This window comes from Amycolatopsis sp. Poz14, assembly GCF_006704225.1.
Taxonomy (GTDB): Bacteria; Actinomycetota; Actinomycetes; order Mycobacteriales; family Pseudonocardiaceae; genus Amycolatopsis; species Amycolatopsis nivea.
Window position 1 is genome coordinate 1,249,714 of record NZ_JACLHD010000001.1, and the last position, 16,712, is coordinate 1,266,425.

General features: G+C 70.1%; 18 protein-coding genes. 11 read left to right on the top strand and 7 right to left on the bottom strand.

Annotated elements, in window-relative coordinates; all coding sequences use genetic code 11:
- Positions 1-18 precede the first annotated feature (18 nt).
- Positions 19-882, bottom strand: coding sequence for a hypothetical protein (locus FKO37_RS06200; RefSeq protein WP_238603954.1), 864 nt, complete (start codon positions 880-882; stop codon positions 19-21).
- Positions 883-919: 37 nt separating this feature from the next.
- Positions 920-1,504, bottom strand: coding sequence for a TetR/AcrR family transcriptional regulator (locus FKO37_RS06205; protein ID WP_167754083.1), 585 nt, complete (start codon positions 1,502-1,504; stop codon positions 920-922).
- An 87-nt stretch (positions 1,505-1,591) separates the two neighbouring features.
- On the opposite strand from FKO37_RS06205, the gene FKO37_RS06210 reads away from it, so the two are divergent.
- Complete coding sequence (locus FKO37_RS06210) at positions 1,592-2,293, top strand: SDR family oxidoreductase (RefSeq protein ID WP_134728491.1); 702 nt, start codon at positions 1,592-1,594, stop codon at positions 2,291-2,293.
- Here FKO37_RS06210 and FKO37_RS06215 read toward each other — a convergent pair.
- On the bottom strand, positions 2,290-2,748 hold the full coding sequence (locus FKO37_RS06215; RefSeq protein ID WP_037808312.1) for an SRPBCC domain-containing protein: 459 nt from the start codon (positions 2,746-2,748) through the stop codon (positions 2,290-2,292). The genes FKO37_RS06210 and FKO37_RS06215 overlap by 4 nt on opposite strands.
- Before the next feature lie 110 nt (positions 2,749-2,858).
- Here FKO37_RS06215 and FKO37_RS06220 point away from each other — a divergent pair, with 110 nt between their 5' ends.
- The 3 genes from FKO37_RS06220 to FKO37_RS06230 all read left to right on the top strand — a co-directional run bounded on the left by FKO37_RS06220 (position 2,859) and on the right by FKO37_RS06230 (position 4,165).
- Complete coding sequence (locus FKO37_RS06220) at positions 2,859-3,290, top strand: SRPBCC domain-containing protein (RefSeq protein ID WP_134728490.1); 432 nt, start codon at positions 2,859-2,861, stop codon at positions 3,288-3,290.
- Positions 3,280-3,615 (top strand): helix-turn-helix transcriptional regulator, encoded by a 336-nt coding sequence (locus FKO37_RS06225; RefSeq protein ID WP_134728489.1) that lies wholly within the window; start codon positions 3,280-3,282, stop codon positions 3,613-3,615. The genes FKO37_RS06220 and FKO37_RS06225 overlap by 11 nt, the downstream gene beginning before the upstream one ends.
- Before the next feature lie 103 nt (positions 3,616-3,718).
- A complete protein-coding gene (locus tag FKO37_RS06230) occupies positions 3,719-4,165 on the top strand; it encodes a hypothetical protein (protein ID WP_134728488.1) in 447 nt (148 codons plus the stop codon).
- Between the two features lie 47 nt (positions 4,166-4,212).
- Here FKO37_RS06230 and FKO37_RS06235 read toward each other — a convergent pair whose 3' ends face one another.
- Complete coding sequence (locus FKO37_RS06235; protein ID WP_037808306.1) at positions 4,213-4,671, bottom strand: GreA/GreB family elongation factor; 459 nt, start codon at positions 4,669-4,671, stop codon at positions 4,213-4,215.
- A gap of 122 nt (positions 4,672-4,793) precedes the next feature.
- On the opposite strand from FKO37_RS06235, the gene FKO37_RS06240 reads away from it, so the two are divergent.
- The 3 genes from FKO37_RS06240 to glyA all read left to right on the top strand — a co-directional run bounded on the left by FKO37_RS06240 (position 4,794) and on the right by glyA (position 7,355).
- Positions 4,794-5,381 (top strand): TetR/AcrR family transcriptional regulator, encoded by a 588-nt coding sequence (locus FKO37_RS06240; protein WP_037808304.1) that lies wholly within the window; start codon positions 4,794-4,796, stop codon positions 5,379-5,381.
- A gap of 19 nt (positions 5,382-5,400) precedes the next feature.
- Positions 5,401-5,919 (top strand): gamma carbonic anhydrase family protein, encoded by a 519-nt coding sequence (locus FKO37_RS06245; protein ID WP_043827126.1) that lies wholly within the window; start codon positions 5,401-5,403, stop codon positions 5,917-5,919.
- 167 nt (positions 5,920-6,086) lie between these two features.
- On the top strand, positions 6,087-7,355 hold the full coding sequence (gene glyA / locus FKO37_RS06250; protein ID WP_037808297.1) for a serine hydroxymethyltransferase: 1,269 nt from the start codon (positions 6,087-6,089) through the stop codon (positions 7,353-7,355).
- A gap of 40 nt (positions 7,356-7,395) precedes the next feature.
- On the opposite strand, the gene FKO37_RS06255 is transcribed toward glyA, so the two are convergent.
- The gene (locus tag FKO37_RS06255; protein ID WP_134728487.1) at positions 7,396-8,532 is read right to left on the bottom strand and encodes an RNA polymerase sigma factor; all 1,137 of its coding nucleotides are present in this window, start codon (positions 8,530-8,532) and stop codon (positions 7,396-7,398) included.
- On the bottom strand, positions 8,529-8,936 hold the full coding sequence (locus FKO37_RS06260) for a YciI family protein (protein WP_134662001.1): 408 nt from the start codon (positions 8,934-8,936) through the stop codon (positions 8,529-8,531). Before FKO37_RS06260 ends, FKO37_RS06255 begins: the two co-directional genes overlap by 4 nt.
- A gap of 205 nt (positions 8,937-9,141) precedes the next feature.
- Here FKO37_RS06260 and FKO37_RS06265 point away from each other — a divergent pair, with 205 nt between their 5' ends.
- On the top strand, positions 9,142-10,791 hold the full coding sequence (locus FKO37_RS06265; RefSeq protein WP_238603955.1) for an MDR family MFS transporter: 1,650 nt from the start codon (positions 9,142-9,144) through the stop codon (positions 10,789-10,791).
- A 57-nt stretch (positions 10,792-10,848) separates the two neighbouring features.
- On the opposite strand, the gene FKO37_RS06270 is transcribed toward FKO37_RS06265, so the two are convergent.
- Positions 10,849-11,367, bottom strand: a complete 519-nt coding sequence (locus FKO37_RS06270; protein WP_037369183.1) for an inorganic diphosphatase — start codon at positions 11,365-11,367, stop codon at positions 10,849-10,851.
- A gap of 172 nt (positions 11,368-11,539) precedes the next feature.
- On the opposite strand from FKO37_RS06270, the gene dacB reads away from it, so the two are divergent.
- The 3 genes from dacB (at position 11,540) to tilS (ending at position 16,711) form a co-directional block, all read left to right on the top strand.
- Entirely contained in the window at positions 11,540-14,617 is a 3,078-nt protein-coding gene (gene dacB / locus FKO37_RS47390; RefSeq protein ID WP_308196514.1) for a D-alanyl-D-alanine carboxypeptidase/D-alanyl-D-alanine-endopeptidase, read from the top strand.
- A gap of 109 nt (positions 14,618-14,726) precedes the next feature.
- The gene (locus FKO37_RS06280; RefSeq protein WP_238608226.1) at positions 14,727-15,743 is read left to right on the top strand and encodes a zinc-dependent metalloprotease; all 1,017 of its coding nucleotides are present in this window, start codon (positions 14,727-14,729) and stop codon (positions 15,741-15,743) included.
- Positions 15,740-16,711 (top strand): tRNA lysidine(34) synthetase TilS, encoded by a 972-nt coding sequence (gene tilS, locus FKO37_RS06285; RefSeq protein ID WP_037808286.1) that lies wholly within the window; start codon positions 15,740-15,742, stop codon positions 16,709-16,711. The genes FKO37_RS06280 and tilS overlap by 4 nt, the downstream gene beginning before the upstream one ends.
- Position 16,712 lies beyond the last annotated feature (1 nt).

Sequence of the window (16,712 nt, forward strand, 5' to 3'; positions counted from 1 at the left end):
ATTCACCCGTTAGGGGAGTTAGCTCCGTTCGGCGAGCAGCTCCAGCCCGCCGGACCCGAGGTGCAGGACGGACGGGACCAGTTCTGTCGTCTCGTACGGCGAAGCGAGCACCTGCTTCCGGACGGTGTCCGCCATGTCGGAGCCCTCCCTGGCGACGTACATCTCGTCCGGGCAGGGCAGGCCGACGATCAGGTCTCCAGTCCCGAGGTGCGGTGCCAGCTGGGCATGCAGATCGGGCAGTGCGAGTGCGGACGCCGCCAGCTGGTTCTCCCTGGCCAGCGAGACCAGCACGTCCTCGCCCGAACTGCGGACCTCGAACGTCAGTCCGCGCACCAGGCAGCCGAACCCGACGTCGAACAGTTTCTCGAGCGGCGCGCCCATCTGCTCCTGCTCGTGCCGGGTGATGTGCTGCATCCCGATCTTGCCCTCCGGGGTCCGCGACACCACCGCCAGCGCGACCGACACCTTGCCGGGCACGAGCGTGCGGTGCGGCAGGGCCTCGAGCAGTTCGGCGCGCGGCGAGGACGCGCTCCAGAGGATCGGCAGGATCTCCTCGGCGCTTTTCCGCTGCTCGGTTTCGGCCATTACGGCGCGGGCTTCGGCGAAGGCGCGGTCCCATTCACCGGGACCCGGCCGGGGGAAACTGTAGGTGCACTCGGCCTTCCGGAAATTCTTGGCCATGAATTTCTGATCGGCCGCGGAGGGCTGCCATTCGCTGTACACGGCCAAAACCGCGGACCCGCGCACCTTGTGCTGCTGCCGGATGCTCGCCCACGCCTGTTCGACCGCGTCCTCGGCCTGGGTGGGCGCGCTCGTCAGCACCGGTTCGGGGAGGCCTTTGATCCGGAAGACGACGAGGTTCTGGGAAACGTCATCGTTCATGAGATTCCCCTGAGGGAAAAAGATCTTCGCATGCGTCCTAGCTACCACAATCGGCGCGCAGTCCGGCGAGGCTGAACGAGAGCATGCGCCGCCACGCGTCCGGGGTTGCCTCAACGGTCTCGCGCACGATCAGCGCGTTCGTGAAGATCAGCAGCATCAAATCGTCGGACGTGACATCCGCGCGCAGCGTCCCGGACCGTTGCGCGCGTTCGAGCAGCCGGACCGACTTCGCGAGTTCGGCCGTGCAGCGCGCGGTCAGTTCAGGCGCGTCCTGGAGTTGCCTGCTGATCGCGTCGCGGAACGCGGGGTCGTCGGCTTGCTGTTCGCACAGCACGGTCACGTAGGTGACGAACGATTCCCACGGGTCGTCGACCGCCTCCGCCCGGCGCATCGCCTCGTCCATCCGCTCGGCGGCCAGTTCCGGCATCACCGCGTCGATCAGCGCTTCCCGCCCGCCGAAGCGGTTGTAGAGAGTCCCGGCGCTGACGCCCGCCCGCTGCGCGATCTCCTCCAGCGGAACCGTCAGGCCCTTCTCCCGGAAGGCGTCCGCCGCCGCGGCGAGAAGCCGTTCCTGGTTGCGGCGGGCGTCTCGGCGCAGCGTGGGCTTCCCCTCCGTTTTCACCAGGTCATCGTAGGTGCGGACGAGAAAGTTGACAACGGTCTCAACTTGGCGTCAAAGTTGAGATCACCATCAACTTATGGAGGTTCCGTGTCGAAAACCCTGGTTCTGCTCGGTGCTGGCACCGGCCTTGGCCCTGCGATCGCCCGGCGCTTCGGCGGCGAGGGCTTCCGGATCGCCCTCGTCGCGCGCAACCGTGAACGGCTCGCGGCCTTGGCTGATCAACTGGCCGCGGAGGGCATCGAAGCCGCGGCGTTCCCGGCGGATCTGTCGCGTCCGGCGGAGATTCCCGCGTTGGTCGACGAGATCCGCGGCCGCTTCGAGCGGATCGACGTGGTGGCGTACGCGCCGTTGGACCTGAACGGTTTCACTCCCGCCGCCGACTTGACCCCGGCAGTCATGCAGCAGCTTCTCGAGCTGTATTTCTTGACCCCGATCGCTCTGGTCCAGGCGGTTTTGGGGGAACTGCGCGACCGCGGCGAAGGCAGCATCCTGATCAGCCAGAGTGTCTCGGCGACGCAGCCCGCGCCTGTCCTGAGCGGCATCGGCCCGGCGATGGCGGCGACCCGCAACTACATCCAGAGCCTGTCAGCGGAAATCTCGCCGCACGGCGTGCACGCGGCGACGCTCCAGATCGGAGCCATGATCAGGGGCAGCGCCGTCCATTCCGCACTGCTGTCCGGTGCCCTCGAACCCAATACTGAGTTTCCGGAGATCGACCCGGCCGACATCGCCGAGACACTGTGGGAGATGCACGCCAAGCGTGACGCCTCCGACCTGCAGCTTCCCTAGCTGCGTTGCGGGGCAGCGGATTCCGGGATCGGCTCGCCGACGCCAGTCGTCAGCAGCGCGTGCAGACTCGTGTTGACGCAGCTCGTCCAGCCGCGCGAGCACTCGCGGTAGCAAGCCTGGTCCGGAGTGAGGCCGTGGTGCGTGAAGCGCAACGTGGTCCCGTTCGGGCCTGGCGAGATGTCGAAGCTCATCCGGGTGTCGGTCCATTCGTCCGGCTGGTCGGTGAAGGCGACGTACGCGTCCTCGACGTGCCAGGCGACGCGGCGGCCGGGCACGAGCTCCGTGACACGGATCCGGGTCGACGGGATTCCCTTGTCCACAAAGGAAAACGCGTCGCCGACCGCGGTCGCGGTGCCGGTGATCGTCTTGCTGAACCAGGCTCGGACGTCGGTGACCGCGGCGAAGACCTCTTCGGGGGTGCGGTCGACGGTCAGCTCGGTGGTGAAGGAGTTCATCGGTCTTCCTTTCGCCAAGTAATGCAACTGAACGGTTGCAACACTATGGCAACCATTCAGTTGCGTCAATGAGGTGTGGTTGCCTAGGCTCGGTCCGGAAGGAGCACGACATGGGGTTTCCCGACCGCATCGAGCGGACGGTCGAGCTGGCACAGCCGCCCGCGACGGTGTGGACGGCGCTGACCACCGCCGACGGCCTGAGCGCCTGGTTCGGCGACGAGGCCGAGATCGACCTGCGTCCGGGCGGGCTCGGCCGGGTCGCGTGGATCGGCGAGCGCACTGCCGAGATCCGGGTCGAGCGCGTCGAGGAGCCCGCGGTGTTCGGTTTCACCTGGCAGGTCGACGGGATGCCGGAGGACGACCCGCGGCGCACGTACGTCGAGTTCACGCTGCGGGCGGACGGCGGCGGGACCCGGCTCACCGTCGTCGAATCCGGGTTCGCGCAACTGCCGGACGGCCAGTACCCGGCGACCTACCGTTCGCACGTCGAAGGCTGGGCGCGCGAACTGGACGAGCTGGTGGCCAGTCTCGATGGCAGCTGACTCCGAAGCGGTCGCCGAGCAGGTGTTCGCCGCGCTCGCCGATCCGACCCGGCGCGCGATCCTCGCCGAACTGGCCGCACGCGGTCCGGCGACGGCGACGGACCTGGCGGCGCGGCTTCCGATCACGCGGCAGGCGATCGCCAAGCACCTCGGCCTGCTGTCCGACGCCGGGCTGGTCGCCGCTGAACCCGGTGAGCGCCGCCGCGTGCGGTACCGGCTCGATTCCGCGCCGATGCGGGTCGCGCAGCAGTTCCTCGCCGCGCTCGCGCGGGACTGGGACGGTCCGCTCGCCGCGCTGCGGGCTCATCTCGACGGCGAAGAATGATCCGCGATTTCACTCATGTGAGGGACGGAGTCGGCCGACTGGCCAGCGGCAAAGGACCGGAAGAACGAGGGCGGGGCACGCCGGTCTCGGTTGACTGGAAGCCATGAACAGCGTGCGGAACAAGGCGGTACTGGCCGCGACCGGGATCGCGGCTCTGGCCACGGTCGCGTCGTGCGGGCTCGGCGCCTCGATCGAGGAGAAGTCGAACGGCCACGTGAAGGCCGTTTCCTACGACACCGGAAAGCAGGGCAAAGCCAACGCGGAGGCCCGGCTCCCATCGTGGGTGCCCGACGACGCGAAGTCGGTCACCGAACTGATCCGCACCACTGGTTCGGAACGGATTCTGCGCTATCAGCCAGGTCCCGCCGGCCTGCCCGCGCTGTGCAAGCCGGGAAAGGCCGAGGCGAAAGCGCCGACGCTCACCGCGGACTGGTGGCCGGCGGGCGAGCACAAGCGGATGGACACGGACTGCGGCGGCTGGCACGTCGCGGTCGAGACCGACGGCGTGTTCGCCTATCAGGCCGAAACGGTGGCCAACGCCGACAAATAACAGTGGCCGCCCCGGAAACCGGGGCGGCCACTGTCTGTCCTCTGTGGTCAGTTGGCGGGCGGGGTCAGCTTCAGCACCGTCGCGGTGGCTTGCCCGCGCGGGGTGCGGTAGCTGATTTCCTCGCCTGCCTTCGCGTTGGCCAGCGCGAGGCCGAGCGGGCTGTCCGAGGTGATCGCGTCCGCGTCCTCGCCGGGAAGGGTCACCACGGTGAACTCTTCCTCGTCACCGTCGGAAAAACGCAGCGAAACCCGCGTGCCGTCGGGAAGCAGCGAGCTGTCGTACGCGCCGTGCTCCAGCTTCGCGGTGACGTCGGCGATCTGCCGGTCCAGACGCGCCGCTGCCTCGGCGCGGTCGATCACGTCCGCCTGGTCGGCGGCGTCCCCCGTGCGTTCCTGCTCGCCGGGCTGCGGCGATAGCGCCTCGCGTTGCGCGCGCAGATCCGCGATTTCCTTCTCCAGCTGGCGGCGCGCCGCCTCGCTGAGCCCCTTGTCCCCTGAGATCACCATGCCGGGCATTGTCCGCTGCGCGGACCGGGGTGGCCAATCCGGTTTTTCACCCGCCGGAAGACGTTGGGACGACTGGCCTAGGATTCAGGGCTGCCGTCCTGACAAACGTAACGAGGATCACCGTGAGCGCCGTACCCGGTCGCAGCACCCAGCTGTCGCCCAACCAGTTGCAGAAACAGGAACTGATCGTCGAAGCCGCTCGCAAGGTCCTCGCCCGCGAAGGGCTCGCCGGCTGCACGGTACGCGCGATCGCCGAGGCCGGGCCGCTCACCAAGAGCGCGATCCACTACTACTTCGCCGACATCGACGTGCTCATCGACCGGGCGATGGCCGCGCACATCAACACTTTCGCGGCGGGGCTGCGCAAGGTCGCGGACAAGCACTCCGACCCGCGCAAACGGCTTTTCGCGGTGACCGAGGCCTACCTCGCCGAATTCGCCGACCGGCCGCGCGGCGCGTTCCTCTGGTTCGAGTACTGGATCGCGGCGGGCCGCGCGCAGCACCCGCAGGCGATCGACGCGATGCTCACCTCGATCACCGAACTGTTCGCCGAACTCCTCGCCCCGCTCGACGTCGACGATCCGCGCGCCCGTGCCCGCGCGCTGCTGAGCTATCTGCTCGGCGCGGTGGTGCAGCAACGCGTCCGGCCGCGGTCGTCCGCGAGCCTCCGCGGCGACATCGAGGCGCTCTGCTTCGCCGGATACCGCTGACGCCGCTTAGGCTCCCGGCATGCCTTTGTTCTCCTTGGACGGCGTCAGCCCGCAGGTCCACCCGGACGCCTGGATCGCCCCCACCGCCACCCTGATCGGCAACGTGACCGTCGAGAAGGACGCTTCGGTCTGGTACGGCGCGGTGATCCGCGCGGACTTCGGCCCGATCGTCATCCGCGAGGGCGCGAACATCCAGGACAACTCGGTGATCCACTCCGGACCCGAGATGACCGAGGTCGGCCGCAACGTCACCGTCGGGCACCAGTGCCTCGTGCACGACTGCACGGTCGGCGAACAGGCGTTGATCGGCAACGGTTCCACGGTGCTCGACCGCGCGGTGATCGGAGCGCGCGCGTTCGTCGCGGCGGGGTCGACGGTCACGCCCGGCACCGAGGTCCCGGCGGAGACGATCGCGATGGGCAGCCCGGCGAAGAAGTTCGTGGAGCTCACCGATTCCGCGCGGCTGTGGGTCGACCACAACGCGGCGGTCTACCAGGAACTCGCCCGGCGCCATCGCGGCGGACTCGAGCAGGTCTGAGCCGTTTCCCGTCCGTTCCCGCGGACCGGACGGGGCTGGCGCGGTGCACTAAACTTCGTCCCGCAGCAGCGACTGGCGCCATTCAAGAGGTGGAGCACCACCGGGGAGCGACGACGAGGCCGGCACCGCGCGCCTGGGTGAGGGCCACTGCAGAGCCGGAGTACGCCATGACACACCAGCCCGCCTTGTCCGCACTGTCCTCGGCGGATCCGCAGATCGCCGGGCTCGTCGAGGACGAGGCGAAACGCCAGCACGACAAGATCCGGCTGATCGCGTCCGAGAACTACGTTTCGCAGGCGGTGCTCGAAGCCACCGGAAGCGTGCTCACCAACAAGTACTCCGAGGGCTACGCGGGCAAGCGCTACTACGAGGGCCAGCAGTTCATCGACCAGGTCGAGCAGGTGGCGATCGAGCGTGCGAAGGCTGTCTTCGGCACCGATCACGCGAACGTCCAGCCGTACTCCGGCTCCCCGGCCAACCTCGCGGTGTACCTGGCGTTCGCGAAGCCGGGCGACACCGTGCTCGGCATGGCGCTGCCCGACGGCGGCCACCTCACGCACGGCTGGAGCGTGTCCGCGACCGGCAAGTGGTTCACGCCGGTCCGCTACGGCGTCCGGAAGGAAACCGGCCGCGTCGACCTCGACCAGGTCCGCGACCTCGCCCGCCAGCACCGGCCGAAGCTGATCTTCGCGGGCGGCACGGCCATCCCGCGCACCATCGACTTCCCGGCGTTCGCGGAGATCGCCCGCGAGGTCGACGCCGTGCTGGTGGCCGACATCGCGCACATCGCCGGCCTGATCGCGGGCGGCGCGCACCCGTCGCCGGTCGGCCACGCGCAGGTCATCACCACGACCACGCACAAGACGCTGCGCGGTCCGCGCGGCGCGATGATCCTCTCCGACGCCGAGCACGCCAAGGCTGTCGACAAGGCGGTGTTCCCCGGTCTGCAGGGCGGTCCGCACAACCACACGACGGCCGCCATCGCGGTCGCGCTGGGGGAGGCGCAGCAGCCGTCGTTCTCCGAGTACGCGCACACGATCGTCGCGAACGCCAAGGCGCTGGCCGAAGCGCTGGTCGAGCGCGGGTACGACCTCGTCTCCGGCGGCACGGACAACCACCTGCTCCTGATCGACCTGACCAACAAGGCGGTGCCCGGCAAGCCCGCCGCGCAGGCGCTGGACCGCGCGGGCATCGAGCTGAACTACAACACCGTGCCGTTCGACCCGCGCAAGCCGTTCGACCCGTCCGGCATCCGGCTGGGCACGTCGGCGATCACGACGCGCGGGCTCAAGCCGGAGCACCAGGTGCAGGTCGCGGACTGGATCGACCGGACCGTGACCGCCGCGGCCGCGCAGCAGGACGGCGCGCTGGACGCGATCGCCGCCGAGATCCGCGAGTTCCTGCAGCCGTTCCCGATCCCGGGTTACGCCGAGTGACGTCGTGAGTGGCGAAGCCGGTTCTAACCGGCTTCGCCGCTCACGAGTTGTTGAGCCGCGCTGCCTGCCTGATCAAGTGAGCGCGCTCAGCCATGTTGGGTGCTTTCTCCGCCGCTTCGCTGTACAGCCGCGCGGCGGTCGCCAGATCTCCGTCCCGTTCGTGCAGGTAAGCCGCCACGGCGCGATACCGCGGCAGCTTGTCGTCCAGCTCCGCCAGCGCCTTTAACCCGGCACGAGGCCCGTCCGCCTCGCCGACCGCGACCGCCCGGTTGAGCCGGACGATCGGGCTGTCGGTGAGTGCCAGCAGCTCGTCGTACCACTCGACGATCTGCACCCAGTCGGTTTCCTCCGCGGCGAGAGCGTCGGCGTGCAGCGCGGCGATCGCGGCTTGGGCCTGGTACTCGCCGAGCTGGTCGCGGGCCAGCGCCGCCTGGAGGATGTCGACGCCCTCGGCGATCAGCCGGGTGTCCCAGACCCCGCGGTCCTGTTCGGCGAGCGGCACGAGGCTGCCGTCGGGTTTCGTCCGCGCGGCCCGGCGGGCGTGGTGCAGCAGCATCAACGCGAGCAGACCGGCCACTTCCGGATGGTCGAATCCCGCCGCGAGCTGCCGGGTCAGCCGGATGGCTTCGGCGGCGAGGTCGAGCTCGCCGGAGTAACCCTCGTTGAAGACCAGGTACAGCACTCGCAGCACGGTCGCGACGTCGCCGGGCGCGTCGAGCCGCACGCTTGAGACCGTCTTCTTCGCCCGGCTGATCCGTTGCGCCATCGTCGCTTCCGGCACCAGATACGCCTGCGCGATCTGCTTCGTGGTCAACCCGCCGACCGCACGCAGCGTGAGCGCGACGGCCGACGACGGCGTCAAAGACGGATGCGCGCACAGGAAGTAGAGCTGGAGCGAATCGTCCACCGCGGACGCCGGACCGGGCTGCGGCTCGGCGTCCATCGCCACTTCCCGGCCCCGGCGCGACGACTCCGACCGCGTGGCGTCGAGGAACCGGCGCCACGCGGCGGAGATGAGCCACGCCTTCGGGTCGCGCGGCGGATCGTCCCGCCACGCGTCCAGCGCGCGGATCAGCGCTTCCTGCACGGCATCCTCGGCCGACGCGAAATCCGCTCCGCGCCGGACGAGGATGCCGATCACCGCGGGCACGAGTTCCCGCAGCAGCTCCTCGTTCACTCGGTCACCGAAGGCGTGACGCCGTAGAACGGGCGCAGTTCGAGCCATTCGTGGATCGGCTTGCCGCCCGCTCCGGGAGCCGCGGAGAGCTCTCCGGCCAGTTCGATCGCACGGTCGTAGCTGTCGACGTCGATGATCATCCAGCCCGCGATGACGTCCTTGGTCTCGGCGAACGGGCCGTCGGTGACCGGCGGGCGGCCCTCGCCGTCGAAGCGGACCCACGTGCCTTCCGGCGACAGCGCCTGCTCGCTGACGAACTCGCCGGTCTCCACGAGCCGGTCGGCGAAGTCGCGCATGTACTGGATGTGGGCGGTGACCTCCTCGGGCGTCCACTGGTCCATCGGGATGTTGTTCACCGAAGCCGGCGCGCCGCGGTAGTGCTTGAGCAGCAGGTACTTGGCCATCGTGGTTCTCCTCCGTGCTGGTGGCGGCTCCTTGCCGGCCACGTTCGCGCCAGGGACGGAGCCGTCCGCCCGTTCTCGACATCGCCCGGCGAGAGATTAGCGTCACACGATATTTGGTTGATGAATGCAAGCTTTTCGGGAACAGTTGTGGCGAGCAAGTAGTTGAGAGATACAAGCAACTAGTACGGCACTGAGGGAGACCACCATGAGCGACACCGCCACTGCGGAAGGGGGCGCCACCACGAACGGACGGCTTTCACACCGGCAGATCCTCACGGTTCTGTCCGGACTGATGCTCGGCATGTTCCTGGCGGCCCTCGACCAGACCATCGTGTCCTCGGCGATGAAGACCATCGCCGACGAACTGCACGGACAGAGCCTCCAGGCCTGGGCCACCACCGCCTACCTGATCACCGCGACGCTTTCCACGCCGCTGTACGGCAAGCTGTCCGACCTCTTCGGCCGCAAGCCGATGTACCTGACCGCGATCTCGCTGTTCCTCGCCGGTTCGCTGGCGAGCGCGATGGCCGGGTCGATGTACGAACTGGCCGCGTTCCGCGCGTTCCAGGGTCTCGGCGCCGGCGGCCTGATGTCGCTCGCGCTGGCGATCATCACCGACATCACCTCGCCGCGGGAACGCAGCCGCTACCAGGGCTACTTCATGGCCGTGTTTGGCGTCTCGAGCGTCGCCGGCCCGGTCGTCGGCGGGTTCTTCGCCGGGCTCGACTCGTTCGCCGACCTCACCGGCTGGCGCTGGGTGTTCATGGTGAACGTCCCGATCGCGCTCGCCGCGCTGGTCGTGGTGACCAAGGTGCTGAACCTCCCGCACACCCGCGTCGACCAGAAGGTCGACTTCCTCGGAGCGGGCGCGCTGACGGTCGGCCTCGTGCCGCTGCTGCTCGTCGCCGAGCAGGGTCGCGAATGGGGCTGGGGTTCGCCCGCGTCGCTCGCGATGTACCTGGTCGGCGCGCTCGGCGTGGTCCTGTTCATCCTCCAGGAACGCCGGATGGGCGACGCCGCCCTGCTGCCGCTGCGGCTGTTCCGCAGCGGGGTGTTCCGGGTGTCGACGATGGTCACCGTGATCCAGGGCATCGGGATGTTCGGCGCGATGATGTCGCTGCCGCTGTACCTGCAGATCGTCAAGGGCGCGACGCCGACCCAGGCCGGGCTGCAGATGCTGCCGCTCACCCTCGGGATCATGGTCGCGAGCCTCGGCAGCGGCCGGATCATCACCCGGACCGGCCGGTACAAGGGCTTCGCGGTCGCCGGACTCGGCCTGATGGCCGCGGCGGTGTTCTCGTTCTCGATGATCGGGGTGGACACCGCGCTCGGCGTGGTCATGGCCATCGCGTTCGTGCTCGGACTCGGACTCGGCTCGACCATGCAGACGCTGACCCTGGCCGCCACGAACGACGTCACGCCCCGCGACATCGGCGTCGCGACCTCGTCGGTGACCTTCTTCCGGCAGATCGGCGGCACGGCGGGCACCGCGGTGTTCCTGTCGATCCTGTTCAGCACGGTCGGCGACCGGATCGCGGCGGCGGTCCGCTCGGCGATGGCCTCCCCGGCCTACACCGCGGCGCTGGCGCAGCACCCGGAGTTCGCCCGGCAGCTGGCCGGCGGCGGGCTCGACGTGAACGACACCTCGTTCCTGTCGACCCTCGACCCGGTGCTCGCCCGGCCGATCCTCGAAGGGTTCTCCAGCTCGATGAGCACGGTGTTCCTGATCGGCGGCGCGGTGCTGACCGTCGGGTTCGCGCTGGTCTGGCTGCTGCGGGAGAAGCCGCTCTCGGACAAGTCGGCCATGGAGCAGCGCGCCGAGCAGGAAGCGGGCGAACTGGCCCTCGCGGGCTGAGCGAGCAGTAAAAAGGGGCCGTCCACCAGGCAGGTGGACGGCCCCTTTTCGGTTGCCTCAGTGGTGCTCTTCGCCGTTGATCTCTTCCTTGGCGAGGCGGTCCTTCTCGCGCTCGTACGAACGGGCGATCTCCGACTCGGCGTCGGCGCGGCTCACCCAGGACGAGCCCTCGACGCTCTTGCCCGGCTCGAGGTCCTTGTAGACCTCGAAGAAGTGCTGGATCTCGAGCTTGTGGAACTCGTTCAGGTGGTGGATGTCCCGCAGGTGCTCGAGACGCGGGTCGTTCGTCGGGACGGCGAGGACCTTGTCGTCCGGGCCCTTCTCGTCGGTCATCCGGAACATGCCGATCGCGCGGCAGCGGATCAGGCAGCCGGGGAACGTGGGCTCCTGGACGAGCACGAGCACGTCGAGCGGGTCGCCGTCCTGGCCGAGCGTGTCGTCGATGAACCCGTAGTCGGCCGGGTACTGGGTCGCGGTGAACAGGGTCCGGTCGAGCTTGATCCGACCGGTCTTGTGGTCGACCTCGTACTTGTTGCGCTCCCCCTTGGGGATTTCGATCGTGACGTCGAATTCCACGGCCGTCCTCGCTGCTTCTCGAATCTCGGTGTCCCACGCGCTCGTGGGCGGCAACCTAATGACCTCGTTGACGTCACTAGTGTGGACTACGCCCCGTCGGCCGGTCGCGCCGATGTAGGCCAGACGGCATGTGACCTTGGCCCCTCCGGGGGCGGGTGAGAAGGAGTGGTGGGTGCCGGAAAACGACCAGCCGAGGTGGCCCACGGGCGACGAGGACACCTCGTCCCAGGCGGACCGGGCGACCTCCCGCCTCCCCCTGCCCAAGCGCGACGCGGGAGCCACCGCGCAGCTTTCCGTGCCGAACGTCACACCGGGCGACGGGCCGGGATCGTGGTTCCGGCCCAAAGTCGAACCGGAGGAAGTCCCCGGGCTCAACGCGCCCTCGGACGCTCCCGTCACGCCGCCGGAACCGCCCCGGTCGAACCTCGCGGACCGGATGAGCGGTGCGTCGATGCCCGCCCGGCCCGAGGAGCCGAAACCGCAGGCGCCGTGGGTCCCGGTGGAGGGGCCGACCCGGTTCACGGCCGGGGTGCCGAGGCCGGGCGACAACGCTGGCCGTCCGGCCGCCGAGGGGTCCGCGGAGAAGACCGTCCAGGCATCGCAGCAGCAGCCGCGGCCGTCCGCGGAGGGGTCCGCGGAGCAGACGGTGCGCGCGCAGCCGAATGTTTCGCCTGGTCAGGGCGGGCAGCAGCAGTCGTCGCCCGCGTGGCAGGCCGCGCGGAAGCCGGGGAACTCGCTGTTCGAGCCCGCTGGGTCCGGCGCGGGGTCTTCGGACGAGGGGCAGGGGTGGAACCCGTTCCAGTCCGGTCAGCCCGCCGAGCCTGCCGAGTCCGCCGGGAAGCCCGGCCAGTTCGCCGCGTTCCGGGACGAAACGCCGGGAACGGGCGAGAACAGCCAGGGCTGGGCGGCGTTCCGGCCGGTCGTCGCGCGGGACGAGCAGGGGCAGGAGCCGCCCAAGGAGGGCTGGACCGCCTTCCGCGACGACTCCACTCCCGCCGCGGGTCAGGACCAGTCGGGCCGGGGCGGAGAAGGTGCACCTGAGTTCCGGGGCGCGCGTTCCGATGGGCAGGCTCAATCCGGCCGCGCCGGGGAGGAACCGCAGGAGAACCGGACGGGCTTCCGAGGCGAACCGGCTCCCGGCTCCGCCGCCGCGCGGCTCAACCCGGGTCAGCCTGGCCGCCAGGGGAACGATTCGCAGGAGAACCGGGGCCGTCCCGACGCGGGGCAGGGCCGTCCCGGGGACGAGTCGCGGGAGAACTGGGGGCGTTCCAGCGCCGCTCAGTCCGGTCGTCCGGGGGATGAGTCGCAGGAGAATTGGGGGCGTTCCAGCGCCGCTCAGTCCGGTCGTCCGGGGGATGAGTCGCAGGAGAACTGGGGGCGTTCCAGCGCCGCTCAGTCCGGTCGTCCGGGGGATGAGTCGCAGGAGAACTGGGGGCGTTCCAGCGCCGCTCAATCCGGCCGTCCAGGAGACGAGTCGCAGGCGAGCCGGAACGAATCCGAAGCCGAGTCGTGGTCGCAGCAGATCGAAATCCCGGTCCGTCCTGCCCTGCCCGAACCAGCACCCGGCACCGTCCCACCGGCGGGCGGCGGCCAGGTGCGGCCGATGCGCATCGACCCGACCGGGGGGCAGTTCCCGGCAGAGGCGACCGTCGGCATCCCGCGTCCGCCCGAAGGCTTCCCCGGCGAAGCGCAGCAGGGGCCGTCCGAAGCGACCGTCGGCATTCCTCGTCCTGCGGAAGGCTTCGCCGAACGCCCAGGTCCGGAGCAGATTCCGCCGCGCGCTGCCGAGCAGCCTCCGGAACCGCCGTCCGGTGTCGGGCCGATTCCGCCGCAGGGTGACGCGCCTCGGCCGGAGGGCAAGAAGCCTCGGCGGAAGGCGTTGATTCTGGCGCTCGTCGTGCTGCTTCTGCTCGCCGCCGCGGGTGGTGCGTCGGCTGTGCCCGCCGTGTCCAACCGGCTCGGGTTGCCGTGGGCGCCGAACGCGCCGAAGGGCAGCGCGCCCGACCCCGCCGACGCCAGCCTCGCGCTGCACGGCCCGGACACGTCCGGTCAGGGACCGTCCGCGAACGGCGTCGCCGCGAAGCTTTCCGGTCCCGCCGGGGCGGCGGCGTTGTCGCAGCTCAGCGGCAGTGTGATCGACCCGGCGAACGGCACCGTGCTGTGGGATCACGCGTCGAACACCCCGTTGACCCCGGCGTCGACCACGAAGATCCTCACCGTCGCCGCGGCGCTGCTCGCGATGGAGCCGACGAAGCGGATCTCCACCAAGATCGTCCAGGGCGCGCAGCCGGGCACGGTCGTCATCGTCGGCGGCGGCGACCCGTCGCTGACCGCGCTGCCGGTCGGCACCGATTCGCCGCTCTACCCGGGCGCGGCGCACGTCGACGACCTCGTCAACCAGGTCAAGAAGGCCGGCGGCGACGTCAAGAAGGTCCAGCTCGACGCGAGCGCCTTCAGCGGTCCGAACACCGCGCCGGGCTGGGAGCCGGGCGACGCGCCGTCGCTGTACGGCGCCCCGATCGTCCCGGCCATGACCGACGGCGGCCGCGGCAACCCGAAGGTCGACGAGACCATGCGCTCGGGCAACCCGGGGACCGCGCTCTCCCAGCTCGTCGCGGACAAGCTCGGCGCGAGCCCAGCCGGTCCCGCCAAGGCTCCGGAAGGGGCGAAGGTGCTCGGCGAAGTCCAGTCGGCACCGCTGCCGGACCTCGCGTACGCGCTGCTGCAGATCTCCGACAACGTGCTCGCCGACTCGCTCGGCCGCCAGGTCGCCATGGCCACCGGCGGGGAAGCGTCGTTCGCCGGCGCCTCGGCCGCGGTGAAGAAGGTGTTGGCAGACCACGGGTTCGACGTCAACGGCCTGCAGCTGTTCGACACGAGCGGACTGTCCAATCAGAACAAGGTGCCGGCCAGGCTGCTGGCACAGGTGCTCGCCGCGGCGGCCGGTCCGGACGGCAAGGACCCGAACACGCCGAAGCTGCGTCCGCTGCTGGCTGGCCTTCCGGTCGCGGGCAGTCCGGAGGGCACCCTGCACGGCCGCTACCACTCGGGCGAAACCCAAGGGGGCAAGGGCTGGGTGCGGGCCAAGACCGGCACGCTCACCGGCGTCAACACCCTCGCGGGGTATGTGCTCGACAGCGACAACCGCGTGCTCGCCTTCGCGTTCATGTCCAACGGCTCGGAGAAGAATTCCGGGCAGGCGGCGCTCGACGTGCTGGCGACGGCCTTGCGGGGCTGCGGCTGCAAGTAGCCCGCACTGAGCCGACTCGCTGAACCGGTTCGGCTGAGCTGCCCACAAACGCGTACCGGAAGGTAGCGTCGGAGGCGTGAGCCAGGAAACCGAGACCCGACGGCGGCCCATGGTCGACTGGGACCGGGCAGCCGCCACCGGCGCGCTGCTCGTGCGCGGCGGCCCGCAGGTCGCGCGCGGCGAAGCGGACCGCGCGGTGGTCGACCTGCGGGAGCTGACCGCCGAGGCGGAGGGGCACGTCCGCGAGCTGACCGGCCTCGGCCAGGACCTGCCGCTGCTGCCCGGCACCGTGGTCGACCGGCCGGGCTGGGTCCGGTCCGCGGCGTCCGGTCTCGGCGAGCTCACCGGGCGCGCGCTGCCCGCGGCGCAGGGCGGTCCGCTCGGCCCGATCCTGGCGTCCGGCGCCGGCGTGCAGACCGGGCTGCTGCTCGCGTTCCTGGCGTCCCGCGTGCTGGGTCAGTACGACCCGTTCGGCGGCCCGGAGAACAAGGGCGAGCTGCTGCTCGTCGCGCCGAACGTGGTGGCCGCCGAACGCGCGCTGAAGGTTCCCGCACACGATTTCCGGCTGTGGGTCTGCCTGCACGAATGCACGCACCGCCTGCAGTTCACCGCGGTGCCGTGGCTGCGCGACTACTTCGCCGACGAGGTCGAACGGCTGGTGTCCGGGCTCGCGGAGAGCTCCACCGAGGGGCTGGCCGAACTGGTCGGCAGGCTGCCCGACGCGCTGCGCAACCGCGGCAAGGGCGGCGGCATCGCGGAGCTGCTGCAGTCGCCGAAGGAGCGGTCGGTTTTCGACCGCCTGCTGGCGTTGTCGACGCTGCTGGAGGGCCACGCCGACTACGTGATGGACGCGGTCGGCCCGCAGGTCGTGCCGAGCGTCGAGCAGATCCGGGAGCGGTTCACCGCGCGGCGGCAAGGCGGCGGGCTTTTCGACCGGCTGCTGCGCGCGGTGCTCGGTCTCGACGCGAAGATCCGCCAGTACGAGGAAGGCGCGAAGTTCACGCGGCACGTGGTCGACGCGGTCGGGATGGACGGGTTCAACAAGGTTTGGCGCTCGCCGAACACGTTGCCGACCCGCGCCGAGATCGCCGACCCCGCGGCCTGGGTGCGGCGCCTGCACGGGTGAGCGCGCTCGCCGCGGTCCGGACAGCGGTCCGCGATTTCCTTGCGACAGTCGCTGTTCCCGGCGAAGTGTGCGTCGCGGTGTCAGGCGGCGCGGACTCCTTAGCGCTCGCTGAAGCGACGGCGTACGTCCTTCGGCATCGAGACGTCCGTACGCGGGCGCTCGTCGTTGACCATGGCCTTCAGGCCGATTCAGCCGTTGTTGCCGCCGAAGCGGCGACGGTCGTGAAGGGTCTCGGCATCGACGTCGTCGAAGTGCATGCCGTGCACGTCGTGGGCAAAGGCGGTCCTGAAGCAGCCGCGCGCGCCGCGAGGTACCACGCGCTGCGCGAAGCGTTGCCAAACGGCGAAGGGCTCGTACTGCTCGGCCACACTCAAGACGACCAAGCCGAGACGGTGTTGCTCGGCCTAGGCCGCGGTTCCGGGCCACGGTCGTTGGCGGGCATGCGTCCGCACGATCCGCCGTGGGGCCGTCCGCTACTCGGCATCACGCGCGCGCAAACTGTCGCGGCGTGCACAGAACTCGGCCTAGCGCCGTGGCAAGACCCGCACAACGCCGATCCCCGCTTCACCCGCGTACGGCTGCGTACGGAAGCACTGCCGCTCCTGGAGGACGTGCTGTCGGGTGGAGTCGCTCCAGCTTTAGCCCGTACGGCCGCACAGCTGCGCGAGGACACCGAGGCGTTGGACACACTCGCCGCGCGCGTTCACGAGCGCGCGGCCCGCGAAGACGACCTCGACGTAGCCGTGCTGGCGGCCGAGCCCGCTGCGCTGCGCAGACGGGTTCTCCGCAGGTGGCTGCTGGACTCCGGGGTCCGCGAACTGACCGACGCGCACCTGCGTTCGGTCGACGCGCTCGTGGCCCGCTGGCGGGGTCAGGGCGGGGTGTGGCTGCCGGGCAACTTGGAGGCTCGACGGCGGCGTGGCAGGCTCTCGCTTGCCGGACCCGAACCCACCACCCGAGGGGAATGAC